Consider the following 18,955-nt stretch of genomic DNA (forward strand, 5'->3'; position numbering starts at 1 on the left):
GGACGGTCGGGGCCGGTGCGTGAGCGGCGGATCAGAACCCGGTGTCGGTCGGGCGGGGGTAGATCCGCAGGTACTTGCGCACGAAGTTCAGACCGGACGCGTGCGCGTAGGCGCGCATCCAGGGCCCCTCCGGACGGTATCGGAAGGGGTTCGCCAGCGCCGTGCGCGCGACGTCCTTCACGCGGACGCGCAGGTGCGGATCCCGGATGTAGCGCAGCACCAGCCGCACCGGGAGGATCGAGTACAGGACCGGGCGGGTGACGGTGACCGGCTCGATGTCCTCCCCGCGCACGAGGTCCTCGACGACGTGGCGGGCCACGGACTCGCCGGCCGCCGTGACGTAGTAGTTGTTCCGTCCGATCCGCGGATTGATCTCGAAGAAGCACTGCTCCCCGGTGCGCGGATCGACCTTCACGTCGAAGTTCGCGAAGCCCACGTAGTCGACGGCGTCGAGGAAGCGGGCAGCGGCCGCAGTCAGCTCGGGGTGGGACCCGGTGATCATCGCCGCGGGGCGACCCAGGGCCTCCGGCGTGTGCTCGCCCAGCAGGACCTGCGCCGCGCACAGCAGCGTCACCCGTCCGCGGCTCGAGCGGTAGGCCGTGATCGAGCGCTGGGCCGTGTCGTCACCCGGGACGAGATCCTGGAACAGGAAGCGCCCGGTGAAGCCGGCCTGACGGAGGTTGCGCACCAGCTCCAGGCGTTGCTCCTCGCTCTCGAGGAAGAAGACCTTGCGCTTGCCCGGGAAGGAGACGCGCCCGTACTCGGCCGTGTTCGCCGCCTTGCCGACGCACGGGTAGTTCCACGGCAGCGGGTCCTCGCCGTCCCACCCGGCCTCGCGGGCACGGGAGAAGTCCACGACGACCGTGGGAGGCGTGGCGATGCCCAGGGACGTGCAGACCTCCTGGAACTCGGCCTTGTCCGCGAGCCGCTCGAGCTGGGAGGCATCGATCTGCGAGAGCAGGTAGTGCTGCTCGAGCACCTCGCGATGGGTGTCGATGAACGCGATCAACGAGTCCGCGTTGCACAGCAGCAGCGCAGGACGACCCGCGGGACGCTGGTGGGCGAGCTCGACCAGGACGTCGCGCATCTCCTCGTCGCTCGCATCACCGCCGAGGACGATGCTGCGCGCGGTCACGGTGTGCTCGTTCATCGCGACCGGCACACGGACCACGAGGGTGGAGACGATCCCGTACTCGCGGTGGAAGGCGATCGTGAGGTTCAGGGAGTTCAGACCCGCTCCGAGAACGACGACGTCGAATCCCGGATCGGCCGCCTGGGGGGACGTTGGCATGGCGCGATACTACCGACGGCCGGCCTGCGTGCCGGTCAGCCTCGCCGGGGCCTCGCCGGCCCGTGCGCAATCCCACGCGTCCTCTCAGCCGCGGGCCGGCGCCGCCCTGCGCAGCCAGACGGCGGCGTTCGCCGGCACCGATGCCTGTCGTCGGTCGCCCTCGACACCCTGCGCGTCCTCGGCGGCGGAGCTCAGGAGCACCTCGGCGTCCGCGGTGGCCTCGATGCCCGCGAGCTCCAGCGCAGCCCCGGTGGTGTTGACGAGGACCAGGAGGTCCCCGCGGGAGATCCCGAGGACTCCCTCGGGAAAGCCCTCGAGGTACTCGACGGGCCGGTCGTAGCGCCCCAGCGCGAGCTGGTGGCGCAGCTCGAGAGCGGCGCGGTACATCTCCAGCGTCGAGTGCGGGTCGCCGGACTGGACGTCGGCCGCGAGCGGCCCGAACTCCGCGGGCTGGGGCAGCCAGCTGCGCCCGCTCGGCGAGAAGCCGAACGCCGGGGCGTCCCGGGTCCAGGGCAGCGGGACCCGGCAGCCGTCGCGCCCGGGCACTCCGGCGCGCTTGTGGGCAGGGTCCTCACGCAGCTCGTCGGGGATGTCCCGGACCTCCGGCAGTCCCAGCTCCTCGCCCTGGTAGAGGTACGCGGCGCCGGGCAGAGACAGCATCAGCAGGCTCGCGGCGCGGGCCCTGCGCAGACCGAGGTCGGCGTCGGGCACCTCGTCACGCGCGAGGCCCTCGCCGAAGACGTGGTCGGCGGGGAAGCCGTAACGGCTCGCGTGACGGACCACGTCGTGATTGGAGAGCACCCAGGTGGTGGGGGAGTCGACCGCTTCGGCCAGTGCCAGCGGCTCCTCGATCGCCGCGCGCATGGCCGCGACGTCCCAGCGGGCCTGCAGGAAGCCGAAGTTGAACGACTGGTGGGCCTTCTCGCTGCCGATGTACAGCGGCAGGCGCTTCTCGGGGATCCAGGCCTCGAGCACCATCATCCGCTCACCCTCGTAGGAGTCGAGGATCGGGCGCCATTCGCGGTAGATGTCCAGCACGCCGTCGTTGTCGAAGTAGACCGGGACCTCGCCCTCGGGGATGTCGATCAGCCCCTCGGCGTTGACCGTGGCATCGGGCAGCCCCGCGGGTTTGACCATGCCGTGGGCGACGTCCACCCGGAAGCCGTCGGCGCCGCGGTCCAGCCAGAACCGCAGCACGCCCTGGAACATCTCGTGCACCGCCGGGTTCTCCCAGTTCCAGTCGGGCTGGGAGGTGTCGAAGATGTGCAGGTACCACTGGCCGGGGGTGCCGTCGGGCTCCGTGATGCGGGTCCAGGCCGGTCCGTGGAAGATCGAGGTCCAGTTGTTCGGGGGCAGCTCACCGTGCTCGCCCTTGCCGTCCCGGAAGATGTAGAGATCGCGCTCGGGGGACCCGGGGGCGGCCTCCAGGGCGCGCCGGAACAGCTCGTGCTGGTCCGAGGAGTGGTTCGGGACGATGTCGACGATGACCTTCAGCCCCAGCTCGTGGGCGCGGGCGAACAGGGAGTCCGCATCGGCGAGGGTCCCGAAGCGCGGGTCGACGTCGGTGTAGTCGGAGACGTCGTAGCCCGCGTCCTTCTGCGGGGAGGTGTAGAAGGGCGACAGCCAGATCGCATCGACGCCGAGCTCGGCCAGGTAGGGCAGGCGGGCGGTGATGCCGGGGAGGTCGCCCATGCCGTCGCCATCGGCATCGGCGAAGGAGCGCGGGTAGACCTGATAGACCACTGCGTCGCGCCACCACTGGACGGGGGCTGCGTCGGCGTCCGGGCCCTGCAGGACGGTGGTGGAGGACATGGGTCCTGACTGCGTGGACCGGGATGCCTTCGGGGAGTGTGGTGACATGGGGTCGTTCCTCCGGGGAGTGTGTCGAGTGGGAGCGTGTCGAGGGGGATGGTGGGGGAGAAGGGGCCGGTGTGTCCGGTTCACCGGGAGGCGCTGGGGGCGGCGATCAGGGTCGCGCCGGGGCCCTGAGCGGTCAGGTGCACCGTCGTCCCCGTGACGCTCGCGTGCGCCGCGCCGATGTCGCGCAGGAGCTGTGGGGCGACGTGGCCCGGCAGACACCCGAGGTCGAGTTCGATCTCGTCGTGGGCGCTGCGGGCCAGGTGGATCACCGTATCGCCGTCCGGGTGGGTGCGGACGAACACCAGCGCATCCTCGCCCGTGTGAAGCCAGCGCAGGCCCCCTCGGCGCAGGGCCGGGAGCTCATGGCGCAGACCCATCAGGTCCCGTGTCACGGAGAGGACCTCCGCGTCGATCCGTGTGGGATCACCCGTCGCGATCGCGTCCCAGGGCATCGGCGTGCGCGAGTGCTCTCCGGTGAGGCCCTCGGCCCCCAGCTCGTCGCCGGCGAAGATCGTGGGCACACCGGGCAGCGTCGCGAGGGCGGCGATGGCCGTCAGCTGGCGACCGCGCTCGCCGACGACCGTGCGTGTGCGCGGGGTGTCGTGGCTGGAGAGCTGGTTCTGGGAGTGGATGCGGGAGCTCCACGGCAGGTGGGCGTTGTACTCGCGCAGCGTGCGGGAGACCGCGCCCCCGCCCAGGTTGGGCAGGGTCATCGGCAGACCGAGCCAGTTCAGAGTGCTGCGCGGGTCGCCGAGCCATGCCCACAGGGGGCGCGTGAAGCCGGCGTAGTTCATGGTGCCGTGCCAGCCGTCGCCCGACAGGTCGCCGCTCGCGTCGTGCCCGTGCTCGGCGACCAGCCAGGACTCACGGCCCGTTCCCGCGTCGACCCGGCGCATCGTCGCGCGGATCTCACGGGCGACCTCGTGGGTGACGTCGACCTCGCCGCGCCGGCCGGTCATGTTGGCCACGTCGATCCGCCAGCCGTCGGCGGCGAACGGGGCATCCAGGTACCGGCCGACGACGCTGCCCGGCCCGCGGGTGAGACGAGCGCGCAGAGTGGGCGATCTCAGATCGAGGGTCGGCAGGGAGGGGACGTCGAGCCAGCTGACGTAGCGATCGGGATGGTCGAGGAACACGTAGAACCCGGCCTCGGGGGCGGCAGGATCCGCTTGGGCGGCGCGGAACCACTCGTGGGTCGCGCCCGTGTGGTTGGTGGTGAGGTCGAGGACCAGACGCATCCCGCGCTCGTGCAGCGCGCGGGAGAGGCGCACGAGCGCCTCGTCGCCGCCCAGCAGCGGATCCACACGGTCGAAGGTCGAGGCGTCGTAGCGGTGCACCGATCCCGCGGGGAAGACGGGGGTCAGGTAGACGGTGTTCGCGCCCAGCGACGCGACATGGTCCAGGTGCTCGCGGATGCCGTCGAGGTCGCCACCGAACAACTGGCGGCCGGCGAGGTCGCCGCGCACGGCCGGCTCCTCGTCCCACCGCATCGGCACCGCCCACTGAGGGAGCAGCGGCGGAGCCGGCCTTTCCTCCTCGTCCACGGGCGCTGCCGAGCCGCGGGCGAAGCGGTCGGGGAAGATCTGGTAGACGACCGCGTCGTTCACCCAGTCCGGTGCGCCCGGGTGCGTCACGAGATGGAAGTCCGTCGCATCGGCCACGTCCCAGGGGACGAGCCCAGCGGCCGTGAGCCAGGCGTAGGCAGGGATCTCGATCCCATCCGGGGTGCGGGCGCCGGCCTCGGCGAGCACGCAGAACCGGTACGGCGTCACCGGGTTCCAGGCGGTGAGTGTCACCGACCACCAGGTGCCCGACGGGCCGGCGGAGTCGGAGGTACCAGGGGCGTTGCGAGGACGGTTCCTAGCCATGACGCCGGCGTCGCGGGAAGGCCCGGACTCGCCCTCGGGCTCGAGGACTGCGGTGCTGATCTCCCCGTCGCGCACCGCCCGCAGGGCGATGGTGCGCACGGGATAGGCGGTCGGCACCCAGACCCGCAGGAGGGCGTCGGCGCCGGGGCCCGTCGGGCCCACGGTGTACAGCGGGCCCTGGTCGTGATGCGGCTGATCGGGCAGCGGCACTCCGCTGGGTTCGATGGCGGGATCCGGTGCGGTACGAGGTCCCACGGCGCGTCAGCCCTTGACCGCACCGGCGGTCGAGCCGCCGACGATGTAGCGCTGGAGGAACTGGTAGAGCACGATCACGGGCACCATGATCATCACCGAGCCCGCGGCGAACACGCCGAGGTTGTTCGAACGGTCGCCCGAGAGCATCCCGTACAGACCCACGGCGAGCGTCTTGTGGTCGTCCCCGGTCAGGAAGATCGAGCCCAGCAGGAAGTCGCTCATCACCCCGACCACGCTCAGCACGAGCGTGGTGGCGAGGATCGGGACCAGGGAGGGCAGCAGAATCCGGCTGAACACCTGCCAGTGGCTCGCGCCGTCGATGATCGCGGCCTCGTCGAGCTCCCGGGGCACGGTGTCGAAGAAGCCCTTGATCAGCCACACCTGGCCCAGCGAGCCGCCGAGCATCACGATGATGTACCCGGGCAGCGTGTCCAGGCCCAGCATCGGCGCGATCTTCCCCAGGCCGGAGATCATCGAGTACACGGCGATCATCGACAGGATCGCAGGGAACATCATGATCAGCAGCAGGGTGAGCATCCCGGCGCGGCGGCCGGTGAAGCGGAAGCGGCTGAATGCGTAGGAAGCCAGCACCGACAGCGCCACCTGCGCGACGGAGACGACGACGCACACGATGATGGTGTTGAGGTACCAGCGCAGGAAGGGGCCCTTCTCCCCGCTGAGCAGGGTGCGGTAGTGCTCGAGGCTGAACGCCTTGGGGATGATGCCCGTCGACGAGACGGTGCCCAGCGGGTTCACCGAGGCCGAGAGCACGAACAGGATTGGGAACACCGCGAAGACGACCGCGAGGAAGCCCACCAGGTGGCGCCATCCGATCTCGGCGAACCAGCGCCCCAGAGGCATCCGTCGGGGTGTGGGCTCGGCCGTGCGGCGAGAAGTGTGCTGGGGAGTGGTCATCGGTCGTCTCCTGCCCGGTCAGCTGATGTCTTCGAGGCGTGCGGTGAAGCGGAACTGCACCGCCGCGAGGATCCCGGTGAGCACGAACAGGGCCACGCTCATCGCGGAGGCGAAGCCGAAGTCCGCACCGGAACCGCCGAAGGCGGCCCGGTAGACCATCGAGATGATGATGTCGGTCGCGCCGCGCGTGTACTGGTCGGCGGGGAAGGGCCCGCCGCCCGTGAGCAGCTCGATCGCGTTGAAGTTGTTGAAGTTGAAGGCGAAGGAGGCCACCAGCAACGGGGAGACCGCGACCAGCAGCAGCGGCATCACGACCTTGAGGGTCGCCTGCAACCGGGAGGCCCCGTCCATGCGGGCCGCCTCCAGGACGTCCTTCGGGATCGACTGCAGGGCGCCGGTGGAGATGATGAACATGTAGGGGAAACCCATCCACAGGTTCGTCAGCAGCACCGCGGCCTTGGCGAGCGTCGGGTCGCCGAACCAGTCCAGGTGCAGATGCAGCGTCTGGTTGATCAGGCCGTAGTCGCGGTTGTAGAAGTTCGACCAGACCAGTAGTGAGATGAAGCCGGGGACCGCATAGGGCATCAGCAGGACCGAGCGGTAGATGCGTCGACCACGCAGGCGCTCGTCGTTGAGCACCAGGGCGAGGGCGAAGCCCACCAGGAAGGTCAGGAGCACCGATCCCGCCGCGAACACCAGGGTCCAGCCGAAGGCGCGCAGGAACTGCGACCCGATCGAGGAGTCGGTGAACAGGCGCACGTAGTTGGCTGCGCCGACGCCCTGCAGCCAGGACTGCGGGAGACGGTTGCCGTCGGCGTCCACGAAGTACTCGCTGGTGCCGACCTTCTTCACGGAGTAGACGGCTCCGGAGATGCTGTCGGTGATGGTGTCGCTCGCGGCGTCGTACCGGAGGGTCTTGGTGCCCTCGAATGCCTGCGTGGTGCCCTGTGGGCGCAGGGCGGTGGTGTCGGAGGTCTCGACGCCCACGTCCTTGAGGGTCCCGTAGACCTCGTTGACCTGTTTGGCGGTCAGGATGGTGAAGCCGTCGGCGGCGCTCACCCGCCCGTCGGTGACCGTGATGCTGTCGGGATCCGCCGCGGTCGCGGCCTGGGTGGAGCTGCCCTCGCGCACGCTGTGGTCATCGGGGTCCACGAAGAAGAAGGTGTAGTCCGCGGGGTCCTCGGAGGCGGTGAAGCCACCGGTCACCCCCACCGACAGGGCCTGGCGCCGACTGTTCGCCGTCTGCTGCACCGAGTTCGAGGTGATCGAGGCGATGGCCTCGTCCTTCGTGCCGCGCTTGGCGTCACCGAAGTTCGTGAACGAGTAGCCGACGGTCAGCACGATCGGCACGATCAGGAAGACCACCAGGAAGAACGTGCCGGGGAAGATGTACTTGCCCGGGACGAGACGTCGTGTGGAGTAGAGGACGAAGATCCCTAGGGCCGCGAGGACCGTGACGGCGAGCCACAGCCACTGGCGCTGGCCGATCATCACCGGGACGATCCAGACGGTGACGGCGAGGACGGCGCCGAGCAGCAGGATGCGCAGGACGAGCCCCGGGGCCGTCGAGGAACGGGTGGCGTGACCGGGCGCCTTCGTGGAGGTCATGGCGTCTTCGCCTTTCGCGGGATGGGACGGGCCTACCGGGCGCGCGGGGATGGCCGCCGGACATCGCGCCCGGCGGCCCTCCCGACGCGATCAGGAGACCTTGGAGGAGATCTGCTTGCCGGCTGACGTCATCGTCTTCTTCGGGTCCGCCCCGCCGATGATGTTCGCCTCGGCCTGGCCCAGCGGTGTCCACACCTCCGCCATCGCCGGGATGGCGGGCATCGGATCGGCGTTCTTCTCGGCGAGCTCGGCGACCTTGGCCATCTCGGGGTTGTCGACCGCGAGCTCCTTCTGGAGCTCCTTGTTCACCGGCGGGAGCTCGTTCTTGGGGAACATCGCCTTGGCGAGGTCGGCGGTGCCGGCGACGTCGCTCAGGAAGGTCTGGGCGTTCCCCGCGTTCTTGCCGTGAGCGGCGGCGTAGAAGCCGTTGACGCCCGCGAAGGGGACGGCCTTGTCCATGCCCTCGAAGCCGGGCACCGCCGAGAGCGTGAAGTCGATCTTGGCGGTCTTGATGTCGGCGATCGCCCACGGGCCGGAGATCAGATAGGCGGCCTTGCCGTCGGTGAACAGCGAGATCGCGTTGTCGCCGGTGATCGAGGTCTTCAGGACGCCCTGCTTACCCAGCTCCTTCATCTTCTCCGCCGCGGCGATCGATCCCTCCTTGCCCACGCCCACGTCCTTGGAGTCGTACTGGCCCTTGGAGTCCTTGCCGAACAGGTAGCCACCCGCCGAGGTGTACAGGGGTTCCATGTGGTACGCATCGCCCTGCTCGCCGACGGGGAGAGAGAGGACCGCGTCGGCGCCACCCGCCTTGCCGGCCTCGACGAGCTCCTCGAAGGTCTTCGGCTCCGGGGTGTCGGTCAGCTTCTTGTTGGCGAACAGCACGAGGGTCTCGACGGCGTAGGGGACGCCGTAGGTCTGACCGTTGTACTGCATGGCGTCGAGCGCGACGGAGAGCGTCGTGTCCTTCGCGTCCGCGGGCAGCTGCACCGTGGAGATCGCGCCGTTCTGCACGAGGTTCCCGATCCAGTCGTGGGCGCCCATCACGATGTCCGGGCCGTTGCCGGCCTGATCCGCGGTCACGAACGACGTCTGCAGATCGTTGGCGACGGTCTGGACGGCGACCTTCAGACCGTTCTCGGAACCCCACTTCTCGGCGGGGGCCTTGAGGGCGGTGGCCTTCGCCTCGTCGGCCCAGATCACCAGGTCGGCGTTCGCATCGGCCTTGGGGGCGTCGCCACCGCCGTCGGAGCTGCCGCCGGCGTCCGAGGAGTCCGAGGACGAGGAGGAGTCGGAGGAGCTGCAGGCGGCGAGCAGAGCGGCCGAGGCGCCGACGGCGCCGAGAGCGAGAAAGGACTTGCGACGGATGAGCACCAGGTTCTCCTTCGAATGGTGGTCTAGCAGAGCGGCCTCAGCGCCACCTGCGGTGATGAAGGTACATCGAGCGGAACTCCGGCGCAAGATTGTGCAAGAATTTGCAATCACGTACAGTCTGCAGCCGGCTGTTCGAGCCGGTCGCGGCGGTGCGATCGCGACAGCGATCACGTGGGGAAGGGGTGGGCGCGTGGGCACACGACTGGTCGACATTGCCGCGGAAGCGGGTGTCAGCGAGGCGACCGTCTCGCGAGTGCTCAACGGGAGGGGCGGTGTCAACGAGGCGACACGTCGCAGCGTCCTCGAGATCGCTCGCCGGCGGGGGCGCCTCGCACCCAAGGCGCCGGCCGTCTCGGAGGAGACCACCGTCGGGGCGATCGTCCCGGACCTCGAGAACCCGGTCTTCGGGCTCTGGCTGGAGCGGATCGAGGCAAACCTCCACGAGAACGGAGCCGCCCTGCTGGTCGGCATGCGTGCCCGCACCCCGGAGCGTGAGCGTGAGGCCATCGACCGCCTGCTGCTGGCCGGGGCGGCAGGCGTGATCGTGGTCAGCGGGTTCCATGCGCGCGATGAAGCCGCCCTGGATGCCTATCGCGATCTCGCCCGGGCGGGCATTCCGCTGGTGCTCGTCAACGGCGTGCGAGAGGACCTCGAGGCCGCCTTCGTCTCCAGCGACGACGCCCACGCGATCTCCGCTTCCCTGGCCCATCTCCAGGAGCTCGGTCACGAGACCGTCGGTCTCGCGGTCGGCGACGAACACACCTGGCCCGTGCGTCGGAAGGTCGCCGCCTTCGAGCGCTCGGGGCCCGGCTCCCACCGCCCGATCGCGTTCACCGACTTCACCTATGCGGGGGGCTTCGAGGCGGCGATCGAACTCGTGCGACAGGGCGCGAGCGCGATCGTCTGCGGTTCCGACGTGATGGCCGCCGGTGCACTCGAGGGAGTGCGCTCGCTCGGTCTCTCGGTTCCCGCGGACGTCTCCGTGATCGGCTTCGACGACGTGCCCTGGGCGGCTTTGACCGCGCCGGCCCTGACCACCGTGCGCCAGAGCGTCGACCAGATGGCGCGGGCGGCCGCGCGGGCCGCGCTCAGCGGGGGAGAGGACAGCAGACGCCCGACCCGCACCGAGCTCGAGGTCAAGCCGCAGCTGATCGTGCGCGCCAGCACCGCCGCCGCTCCCCGGGCCGTGACCGTGGGTGCCCCGCGGACGGCTAGCATGGATCGGTGACCTCCGCAGAACCCACCGACACCGCACCTTCGTCCGACGCCAGCTACGAGGCGTCACGCGTCCGCAGCGACGCCGCCTGGGAGAAGATCCGCACCGACCCCAGCGGGCTGCGGATGCTCACCGGCGACCGCCCCACCGGCGCCCTCCACATCGGCCACTACTTCGGCTCCCTGCGCAACCGCGTGCGTCTCCAGGACGCCGGGGTCGAAACATGGTTGATCGTCGCCGACTACCAGGTGATCACCGATCGCGAGGTGCTCGGGGACATCCGGGGGTCGGTGCGCGAGCTGATCACCGACTACCTGGCCGCCGGCATCGACCCCGAGAAGTCGACGATCTTCACCCATTCGGCGGTGCCCGCGCTCAACCAGCTGCTGCTGCCCTTCCTGTCGCTGGTCACCCAGCCGGAGCTCGAGCGCAACCCCACCGTCAAGGCCGAGCTCGCCGCGGCGGGCAAGTCCGCGATGGGCGGGCTGATGCTCACCTACCCAGTCCACCAGGCCGCGGACATCCTCTTCTGCCACGGGAACCTCGTGCCCGTGGGCAGGGACCAGCTGCCCCACATCGAGCAGACCCGCGTGGTCGCGCGACGCTTCAACGAGCGCTACGCGGGCGGCGAGCAGTACTTCCCGATGCCCGATGCGCTGCTCTCCGAGGCGCCGACGATCCTGGGACTCGACGGCAGCCAGAAGATGAGCAAGTCCCTGGGCAACACCGTCATGCTGCGGATGAGTCCCGAGGAGACCGCCAAGAAGATCAAGAAGGCCAAGACCGACGCGGACCGGCAGATCACCTTCGACCCGGAGAACCGCCCGGAGGTCGCCAACCTGCTGACCATCGCCGCCCAGAGCACCGGCCGCAGCCCCGAGGAGATCGCCGAGGAGATCGGCGACAAGGGGGCGGGCACTCTCAAGGTGATGACCGCCGAGGTCCTCAACGAGCACCTCGCCCCCCTACGCGAGCGCCGCGCGGAGCTCGAGAAGGACCCGGGCTACCTCTTCTCGGTGCTGCGCGCGGGCAACGAGCGGGCGAACGCGGTGGCCGACGAGACCCTCGCGCACGTGCGCGAGGTGATGGGGATGGTCTACTGACGGCCTCGGGGCCGCGGGCCGCTCAGAAGCTGCTCGAGCTGCCCGCCCCGGAGAACCCGCCGGCGGAATAGCCGCTCGTGCTCCCGGCGGTGCCGCTCGGATTCCGGTGCGCGGTCAGCTCGGTGCCGGCGCCCGCGTACCAGGCGCCGGTCCACAGCACCGGGCTGAGCGAGTACTCGCCCACGTACTCCCCGGGGTGGCGGGCGAAGCGCCGTCCGCGCACCGAGCCGGGGAAGTCGTCGGTGAAGCCCGAGGGGTCCGCCTCGCGCATCACCTCGGCCTCCTCCTCGTCCTCGGTCTGCGCGTCGATCGCCTCCTCGCGCAGACGTGTGCTGGCGACGGCGAGCTGCTCCGTCAGCTCGTCGAGTCGTTCCAGGGCGGCATCCGGGGTGGTCGACCCCTCGAGGTAGGCCTCGGTGACCTGCTCGAGCTCGGTCGCCACCTCCTGCGCGGTCGCTCGCAGGCCCGCGGCCGCCTGCGAGGACGCGAGAGCGTGCTGCTGCTCGTCCGTGCCGTCGGGGTCGAGCACGTCGGCGACGGTGGCATCCACCGCGGCGATCGACTCGTCCAACGGGCGGCGCTCCTCCTGCCAGGCGCCCGCGTAGTCGCCGCTGCGACCCAGCAGAGCGGCGGCCCCGATGATCGTGTCGTCCGCTGTGTCCGCGGTCCCGACGGATCTCTCGTACTCACGGGCGAGGCGGGAGGACCCGGCGCCGATGCCCCACAGTGGGCCCGGGCGCGCCGGCAGCCGCCCCGCGATCTCCTCGGCCTCGTCGACCGCTCGGCGGTAGTCCTCGACATCGGCGAGGACCGCCGCCCCGTAGAGGGAGTCCCGGGGGATCCGGGAGGCCGCCTGGTCCGTCTCCATCCGTCTGGCGCGCACGTCGGCATGACGCTCGGAGGCCCCGCGCACCCGGCGACGTGCGGACGCACCACGCACGAGTGCTGCGACCGCGACGGCTCCGAGGGCGCCGAGAGCGAGGAACGCGACGATGATCGCCGCGGGGCTCTGCCACCAGGGCCTGCCGAGCAGGTCGGCGTACTGCTGGGCGCCGGCCACGAAGGCGTCGTCCCAGGCGCCGTCGCCGGCGTCCTCGCGCATCGCCTCCTGCACGTCCTCGAAGCCGCCGTCGGAGAGCTTCACGTCCTCGCCGGCATAGGTGCCGAGCTTGCGGCCCTCCGGGTCGATCGCGAGGATCACCATGCCGTCGGCCCATTTCTCGCCGCGGATCCACTCGGGATGCTGTGTGCGGGCGGCGTCGAGCACGGCGTCGTTCAGGCCGGTGTCGGCCGCCGGATCGGCCCCGTGGTCGGCGATGTCCAGGGTGACCACGGCGACGTCCACCTGCTCGCGGAAGGACACCTGCTGGAGGCGTCCCTCGAGGGCGTCGGGATCGTCGATGACGTGCTCGCCGTCGTCGATGGCGACCGAGGACGGGGGAGCGGCGAGGGCGGCCGGCGTCGAGATCGGCGCCAGCAGGATCGAGGCCACGACCGCGGCCGCGAGCACGGCCAGGAACGGGCCCCGCGAACGTCGGGATGCGAGGGCCGCCGGGCCGGGACGGTGGAGGGGCGGTGCCGCGGCGGGGTGGAGCGGGGTCGGGAGCAGCATGCAGTTCACGGTACGAAGCGGCCTCGTGTGTGGGATCCTCCGAAGGTCGAGGGAGCTCCCGACCAGCGACCAGGAAGTCCCCTTATAGTTGCCCCAAGCAGATCTTAGGACCTGGGGTCGGCGCGCAGCCGTCGGCCCTCGCAACGGAAGGGACCCGCATGCCCATCTACGAGAACGTCTCCGAGCTCGTCGGCCGCACGCCCCTGGTGCGCCTGAACCACCTGGGCGACGAGGTCGTGGCCGACGTCGTCGCCAAGCTCGAGTTCTACAACCCCGGCAGCTCGGTCAAGGACCGCATCGGTGTCGCGATGATCGACGCCGCCGAGAAGTCCGGCGATCTGAAGCCCGGCGGTTCGATCGTCGAGGCGACCAGCGGCAACACGGGTATCGCGCTGGCCATGATCGGCACCTCGCGCGGCTACAAGGTGATCCTGACGATGCCCGACTCGATGTCCAAGGAGCGTCGCGCCCTGCTGCGCGCCTTCGGGGCCGAGCTCGTGCTGACCGAGGCCGCCAAGGGTGTCAAGGGCGCGGTCGAGAAGGCCCAGGAGATCTCGGCCGAGACCGGCGCCTTCAAGGTCAACCAGTTCGACAACCCCGCGAACCCCGAGATCCACCGCCGCACCACCGCGCAGGAGATCCTCGAGGACACCGACGGCAAGGTCGACGCGCTGATCGCCGGCATCGGCACCGGCGGCACCATCACCGGTGTGGGCCAGGTGCTCCGCGAGCACAACCCCGACCTGAGGATCGTGGGCATCGAGCCCGCCGAGTCCCCGATCCTCAACGGCGGCGATCCCGGCCCCCACAAGATCCAGGGACTGGGGGCGAACTTCGTCCCGGGTCTCCTGGACAGGGACATCTACGACGAGGTCCTGGACATCGACGCCGAGACCGCCATGGAGCGCGCCCGCGCCACGGCCCGCAGCGAGGGCCTGCTGGTGGGCATCTCCTCCGGTGCGGCGATCGAGGCCGCCGTGCGTGTCGGCTCGCGCCCCGAGATGGCCGGCAAGCGCCTCGTGGTCATCATCCCCTCCTTCGGGGAGCGCTACCTGACCACGCCCCTGTACGCCGAGTACCTGGACTGAGTCCGCTGAGCAGGATGCGCGCGGCCGAGCAGCAGGACCGACGAGGAGAGGGATGGGACGGTTGACCCGACGCCTGACCGGTCGCGGGCGCGGGGTGTTCGCCGCTGCGCGGGAGGACGTCTCGGCCGCCCGACGGCGGGACCCGGCGTCGACCTCCGGTGTCCAGCTCGCCCTGACCTCTCCCGGCTTGCACGCGATCTGGGCGCACCGGATCGCCCACGACGTCTGGGAGCGCAGGGGCGGGCGTCTGCCCGCCCTGCTGCTCGCCCAGATCGCGCGCACGCTCACGGGCGTGGAGATCCATCCGGGGGCACGCATCGGCAGACGCTTCTTCATCGACCACGGCATGGGCGTGGTGATCGGCGAGACCGCCGAGATCGGCGACGACGTGATGCTGTACCACGGCGCGACCCTGGGCGGTCGGAGCATGGCCCGCATCAAGCGTCATCCCACCCTCGAGGACGGGGTCGTGATCGGTGCCGGAGCGCGCGTTCTCGGTCCCGTGCGGGTCGGGGAGGGCGCGCAGGTGGGCGCCAACGCGGTGGTGGTGCGGGACGTCCCGCCCCATGCCACCGCGGTGGGCGTGCCCGCGCGGGTGCGCAGCGAGAGCTCGCACCCCGAGCAGCTCGTGGACCCGGCCATCTGGATCTGAGCGCCGGGTCGGCCGCCGTTCTCCGTCCTCGTCAGCCGAACGGGTCCAGGAACGGATTGACGGCGCCGCCGGGGCGGGTCCAGTGGCGCTCCCAGTCGGGCAGCACCTGGTGGGCGTCCCCCGTGATCACGTGGTCGAAGGACTCGCGCACGAAGGGGTCCGACGGCGGCTCGATGTCGATCAGCACCGTGGTCGCCCCGTGCTCGCGAGCGAGCGGGCCGAGGGCTGCCGCGGGGAACACGGTGCCGCTGGTGCCCACGACCGCGAACACATCGGCCGAGACCGCCAGCTGCTGAGCCCGTCGCAGCGCCCCCTCGGGCAGCATCTCGTCGAACAGCACCACGTCGGGCCTGGTCGGGCTCGAGCAGAGCGGGCACTGCGAGGGAACGCCGTGATCCTCCGCGCGCTCCCCGTCCCCGGGGGTCAGCGGGGCCTCCCAGCTGCAGACGGGGTCCAGGCACACCGCGGTGTAGGCGCGGCCGTGCAGCTCGCTGACGTCGGTCGATCCCGCCGCCTGGTGTAGGCCGTCGACGTTCTGGGTGATCACCGGCGCGCCCATCCGGGCGATCGCGTAGTGCCCCGGGGTGGGGCCGTGTCCGCCGGCCACCCGCGCCATCGCACCCCACACCCTCCACAGGGAGGGCAGGGAATCCGGCAGCGCGCTCGCCTGCATCGCGTGCTCCACCTCCGGCTCGAGCGTCCACAGGCCCCCGGGCCCCCGGAAGGTCCCGAGTCCCGTGCGGGCGCTCAGTCCCGCACCGCTGAGGACCACCAGTCGCTGCTGCGGTGAGGGCCGGAAGGGGGCGGGCTCCGTCACCGGGGGCTCACCACTCCTCGTGCTCGCGCGAGTCCCACGCGGTGCCCTCGCCCAGGTCGAGCGTCGCCAGCAGCGCGCGGTCCTCGTCGTCCAGGGCGACGGCGGAGAGGTCGAGGTTGGCGCGCTGGCGCTCGGGGCTGACGGACTTGGGGATCACGACGATGTCCTGGTCCACGGCCCAGCGCAGCGCGATCTGCGCGATCGAGGCGTCGTGCTTCTCGGCGATGCGACGGATCGCGAACTGCTCGCCGAGGCCCTCGCGCCCACCCAGCGGGCCCCACGCCTCGGTGATGATGTCGTGCTCCTTGTGGAAGGCGACGGCCTCGTGGCGCTGCAGGGCCGGCGAGAGCTGGATCTGGTTGACCTCGGGCCACTCGCCGGTGGCGTCGAAGAGCTCCAGGAGCTGCTCGGGGCGGAAGTTCGAGACGCCCGCGTGGGCGACGAGGCCTTCCTCGCGCAGGTCGAGGAGGGTGCGCCAGGTGTCGAGCGCGAGACCGCGGGAGGGATTGGGCCAGTGGATCAGCACCAGGTCCGCGCGCTCGAGACCGAGCCGGCGCAGCGACTCCTGGACGCCCGTGCGGGCCGCCTCGCGACCCTGGTCCCCGCCCGCGACCTTGGTGGTCACGACGACCTCGGCCGGGTCGACGCCGCTGGCGCGCAGGCCCTGGCCGACGGCCGCCTCGTTGCCGTACTGGGCCGCGGTGTCGATCAGCCGGTACCCCTGCTGGAGCGCCCGGGCGATCGCCTCGGCGCCCTCGACGCCCTTGGTCGAGGAGGTGCCGAACCCGATCAGCGGCATGGGGGAACCATCGGCGAACGTCGTGGTGGGGACGCTGGGGGTGTTCTGTGCTGTCAAGGGATCCTCCCGGATCATCGATGGTGCGGTGGACGCCGCCCGGTCGCGGGCGGCGGGGTCGTCGAGTCTCAGCGCCAGGCGGCCGGGGCGTACGGCGGGGTGAACGCGGCGATCTCCTCGGCGCTGGGCAGAGCGGTCTCCAGGGACCGCTCCATCATCAGCTGCTGGGAGCCGAACTCCTCGAGACCCCGGCGGACACTGAAGCCCAGTCGCTGGAGCAGGGCCACGCTGCGCTTGTTGCGGGTCTGGGTCACCGCGATCACGTGGTCGTCCTCGAGGTTCTCCTGCGCCCAGGCGAGCAGCTGCCGGCAGGATGCCGCGGCCAGGCCCTGCCCGGTCGCCTCGGGCAGCAGGGCGTAGGACAGCTCGAGCTCGCCGCGGTCGTAGTCCAGGGTGATCGAGCCGATCATCCGACTCTCGTCCTCGGCGCGGGCGATCACCCAGTGGCCCCAGCTCAGGCCCAGAGGGGAGAGCTCGAGGGCCTGGCGGGAGGCGTAGTCGACCGAACCGCCCAGGTACTCACGGGTGATCGGGTCCGTCATCAGCCGGATCAGCTCCGCGCGATCGGGGTCCTCGGGTGCGCGGATCACGACCCGATCCCCTCGGATCGTGATCGGCCATTCCCATGTACCTTCCCGAGTCACCGTCCCAGTCTACCCGCCCGCCCCGGTACAGTGAGAGCAGCGCCGCGAGGACGCGGCGAGCGCCCCTGGTCGTCCCCTCCCACCTGCGCGGGGACGGCCCGAGGGTGAGCCGCCCGATCGGATCAGGAGAGCAGATGCCCGACGCCACGTCCCGCACCACGCCGTTGCAGCCCGTCCACGAGGAGCAGGGGGCGACCTTCACGGACTTCGCGGGATGGCAGATGCCCGTGCGGTACACCTCGGACCTGGCCGAGCACCGGGCCGTGCGCGAGCACGCGGGGATCTTCGATCTCAGCCACATGGGCGAGATCGAGCTCGTCGGCCCGCAGGCGGGGGAGGCCCTGGACCATGCGCTGGCCGGCAAGCTCTCCGGGATCTCGGAAGGTCGCGCCAAGTACTCCCTGATGCTCACCGAGGACGGCGGGATCATCGACGACCTGATCGTCTACCGCCTGGGCGAGGAGCGCTTCCTGGTGGTCGCCAACGCCTCGAACGCGGAGGTCGTCGCGCAGGAGCTATGCACCCGGAGCGAGGGTCTGGACGTGCGCGTCCAGGACCGCTCCACCGAGGTCGCCCTGATCGCCGTGCAGGGACCGTCCAGCGCGGACATCGTCACCCGCGCCATGGTCGCGGGCCGCACCGGCATCACCCTCCAGGAGATCGCCGAGTTGAAGTACTACCGGGTCATCACCGGGAGCTTCGAGGACGACGAGCTGCTGGTGGCGCGCACCGGCTACACCGGGGAGGACGGCTTCGAGCTGTACGTGCCCGCCGAGCGCGCCCTGTCGCTGTGGGCGGTGCTGACCGAGGCCGGGGGAGCCGAGCTGACCTGCTGCGGACTCGCCAGCCGCGACACCCTGCGCCTGGAGGCCGGGATGCCGCTGTACGGCCACGAGCTCAGCCGCAGCACCTACCCGGCCCAGGCCGGCATGGGGCGCGTCGTCGCCCTCACCTCCAAGGGCGACTTCGTGGGCCGGGAGGCCGTCGAGGCCGCCGACGCCGGCGCACTGCCCGTGCTCGTCGGCCTCGCCGCCGAAGGTCGCCGGGCCGGGCGCGCCGGGGCGGCGATCCGCGATCAGGACGGCCAGGAGATCGGCGAGGTCACCTCCGGCGTGCTCTCCCCGACCCTCGGCCACCCCATCGCCCTCGCCTACCTCGATCCCGCCGCGAGCGCGGAGGGGACCGAGGTCGTGATCGACGTCCGCGGCAAGGACCTGCCCGCGACCGTCGTCCCCCTGCCCTTCTACCGACGCTCCTGAGGGCTGCCGGTCCGTCATACTCGGTCCCGACCCGCCACGACGTGGCTCCCGGTCCTCGCGACCGGCCATCGCCCCACCGGCGTCAGCTCCATCGACGTCCGAACCACCCCATCGCCCCATCGCCCCATCGGAAGGACAGCACCATGAGCGGAGAGCTCCTGTACAGCAGGGACCACGAGTGGGTCCGCGTCGACGAGGACGGCGTGGCCGTCATCGGCGTCACCGACTTCGCCGCCGGCCAGCTGGGCGACGTGGTCTACGTCGACCTGCCCGAGGTCGGAGCGAGCATCAGCGCCGGGACGGAGATGGGCGAGATCGAGTCCACCAAGTCCGTCTCCGACCTGTTCTCCCCGCTCGACGGGACCGTCACCGAGGTCAACCAGGCGGTCGTCGACGAGCCCGAGCTCGTGAACTCCTCGCCCTTCGAGGACGGCTGGCTGGTCAAGGCCTCCTTCCTTTCGCTGCCCCCGGATCTCATGGAGGCCCAGGAGTACACCGAGTTCACCGGCGAGTGACCGAATCACCCATCACCACCAC

General features: G+C 70.8%; 16 protein-coding genes. 6 read left to right on the forward strand and 10 right to left on the reverse strand.

Annotated features, from left to right (window positions below):
• Nucleotides 1–31 precede the first annotated feature (31 nt).
• From DEO23_RS08270 to DEO23_RS08295, 6 genes are all read right to left on the reverse strand, one after another.
• A complete protein-coding gene (locus tag DEO23_RS08270; protein WP_109275476.1) occupies nucleotides 32–1,291 on the reverse strand; it encodes a carboxylate--amine ligase in 1,260 nt (419 codons plus the stop codon).
• A gap of 84 nt (nucleotides 1,292–1,375) precedes the next feature.
• A complete protein-coding gene (locus DEO23_RS08275) occupies nucleotides 1,376–3,103 on the reverse strand; it encodes a glycoside hydrolase family 13 protein (protein ID WP_109275477.1) in 1,728 nt (575 codons plus the stop codon).
• Nucleotides 3,104–3,231: 128 nt separating this feature from the next.
• Nucleotides 3,232–5,274, reverse strand: coding sequence for a glycoside hydrolase family 13 protein (locus DEO23_RS08280; RefSeq protein WP_109275478.1), 2,043 nt, complete (start codon nucleotides 5,272–5,274; stop codon nucleotides 3,232–3,234).
• A gap of 6 nt (nucleotides 5,275–5,280) precedes the next feature.
• Nucleotides 5,281–6,189: a sugar ABC transporter permease gene (locus tag DEO23_RS08285; RefSeq protein WP_109275479.1), complete on the reverse strand. Its 909-nt coding sequence runs from the start codon at nucleotides 6,187–6,189 to the stop codon at nucleotides 5,281–5,283.
• Nucleotides 6,190–6,207: 18 nt separating this feature from the next.
• Nucleotides 6,208–7,797 carry an ABC transporter permease subunit gene (locus DEO23_RS08290; protein WP_109275480.1) on the reverse strand — a complete coding sequence of 530 codons (1,590 nt, stop codon included), beginning with the start codon at nucleotides 7,795–7,797 and terminating at the stop codon, nucleotides 6,208–6,210.
• Between the two features lie 90 nt (nucleotides 7,798–7,887).
• Nucleotides 7,888–9,171: a sugar ABC transporter substrate-binding protein gene (locus DEO23_RS08295; RefSeq protein ID WP_109275481.1), complete on the reverse strand. Its 1,284-nt coding sequence runs from the start codon at nucleotides 9,169–9,171 to the stop codon at nucleotides 7,888–7,890.
• A 190-nt stretch (nucleotides 9,172–9,361) separates the two neighbouring features.
• Here DEO23_RS08295 and DEO23_RS08300 point away from each other — a divergent pair, with 190 nt between their 5' ends.
• Both DEO23_RS08300 and trpS read left to right on the forward strand, forming a co-directional pair.
• Nucleotides 9,362–10,399, forward strand: coding sequence for a LacI family DNA-binding transcriptional regulator (locus DEO23_RS08300; RefSeq protein ID WP_240613297.1), 1,038 nt, complete (start codon nucleotides 9,362–9,364; stop codon nucleotides 10,397–10,399).
• Nucleotides 10,396–11,490 carry a tryptophan--tRNA ligase gene (trpS, locus tag DEO23_RS08305; RefSeq protein ID WP_109275483.1) on the forward strand — a complete coding sequence of 365 codons (1,095 nt, stop codon included), beginning with the start codon at nucleotides 10,396–10,398 and terminating at the stop codon, nucleotides 11,488–11,490. Before DEO23_RS08300 ends, trpS begins: the two co-directional genes overlap by 4 nt.
• Before the next feature lie 22 nt (nucleotides 11,491–11,512).
• Here the strand turns inward: trpS and DEO23_RS08310 are convergent, their stop codons facing one another.
• Nucleotides 11,513–13,102: a DUF5129 domain-containing protein gene (locus DEO23_RS08310; protein ID WP_109275484.1), complete on the reverse strand. Its 1,590-nt coding sequence runs from the start codon at nucleotides 13,100–13,102 to the stop codon at nucleotides 11,513–11,515.
• Between the two features lie 158 nt (nucleotides 13,103–13,260).
• Between DEO23_RS08310 and cysK the strand changes: the two genes are divergently transcribed.
• Nucleotides 13,261–14,190 (forward strand): cysteine synthase A, encoded by a 930-nt coding sequence (gene cysK / locus DEO23_RS08315; protein ID WP_109275485.1) that lies wholly within the window; start codon nucleotides 13,261–13,263, stop codon nucleotides 14,188–14,190.
• Nucleotides 14,191–14,242: 52 nt separating this feature from the next.
• Nucleotides 14,243–14,842 (forward strand): serine O-acetyltransferase EpsC, encoded by a 600-nt coding sequence (gene epsC, locus DEO23_RS08320; RefSeq protein WP_109275486.1) that lies wholly within the window; start codon nucleotides 14,243–14,245, stop codon nucleotides 14,840–14,842.
• Between the two features lie 31 nt (nucleotides 14,843–14,873).
• Here epsC and DEO23_RS08325 read toward each other — a convergent pair whose 3' ends face one another.
• The 3 genes from DEO23_RS08325 to DEO23_RS08335 all read right to left on the reverse strand — a co-directional run bounded on the left by DEO23_RS08325 (nucleotide 14,874) and on the right by DEO23_RS08335 (nucleotide 17,105).
• Nucleotides 14,874–15,659: an SIR2 family NAD-dependent protein deacylase gene (locus tag DEO23_RS08325; RefSeq protein WP_109275487.1), complete on the reverse strand. Its 786-nt coding sequence runs from the start codon at nucleotides 15,657–15,659 to the stop codon at nucleotides 14,874–14,876.
• 7 nt (nucleotides 15,660–15,666) lie between these two features.
• Nucleotides 15,667–16,515, reverse strand: a complete 849-nt coding sequence (locus DEO23_RS08330) for an aldo/keto reductase (protein ID WP_109275488.1) — start codon at nucleotides 16,513–16,515, stop codon at nucleotides 15,667–15,669.
• Nucleotides 16,516–16,583: 68 nt separating this feature from the next.
• Complete coding sequence (locus DEO23_RS08335; protein WP_240613298.1) at nucleotides 16,584–17,105, reverse strand: GNAT family N-acetyltransferase; 522 nt, start codon at nucleotides 17,103–17,105, stop codon at nucleotides 16,584–16,586.
• 188 nt (nucleotides 17,106–17,293) lie between these two features.
• Here DEO23_RS08335 and gcvT point away from each other — a divergent pair, with 188 nt between their 5' ends.
• Nucleotides 17,294–18,418: a glycine cleavage system aminomethyltransferase GcvT gene (gcvT, locus tag DEO23_RS08340; protein ID WP_109275489.1), complete on the forward strand. Its 1,125-nt coding sequence runs from the start codon at nucleotides 17,294–17,296 to the stop codon at nucleotides 18,416–18,418.
• A gap of 143 nt (nucleotides 18,419–18,561) precedes the next feature.
• The gene (gene gcvH, locus DEO23_RS08345) at nucleotides 18,562–18,933 is read left to right on the forward strand and encodes a glycine cleavage system protein GcvH (protein ID WP_109275490.1); all 372 of its coding nucleotides are present in this window, start codon (nucleotides 18,562–18,564) and stop codon (nucleotides 18,931–18,933) included.
• Nucleotides 18,934–18,955: the final 22 nt, after the last annotated feature.

It is taken from the genome of Brachybacterium endophyticum, from assembly GCF_003130585.1.
In the GTDB taxonomy this organism is placed as follows: domain Bacteria; phylum Actinomycetota; class Actinomycetes; order Actinomycetales; family Dermabacteraceae; genus Brachybacterium; species Brachybacterium endophyticum.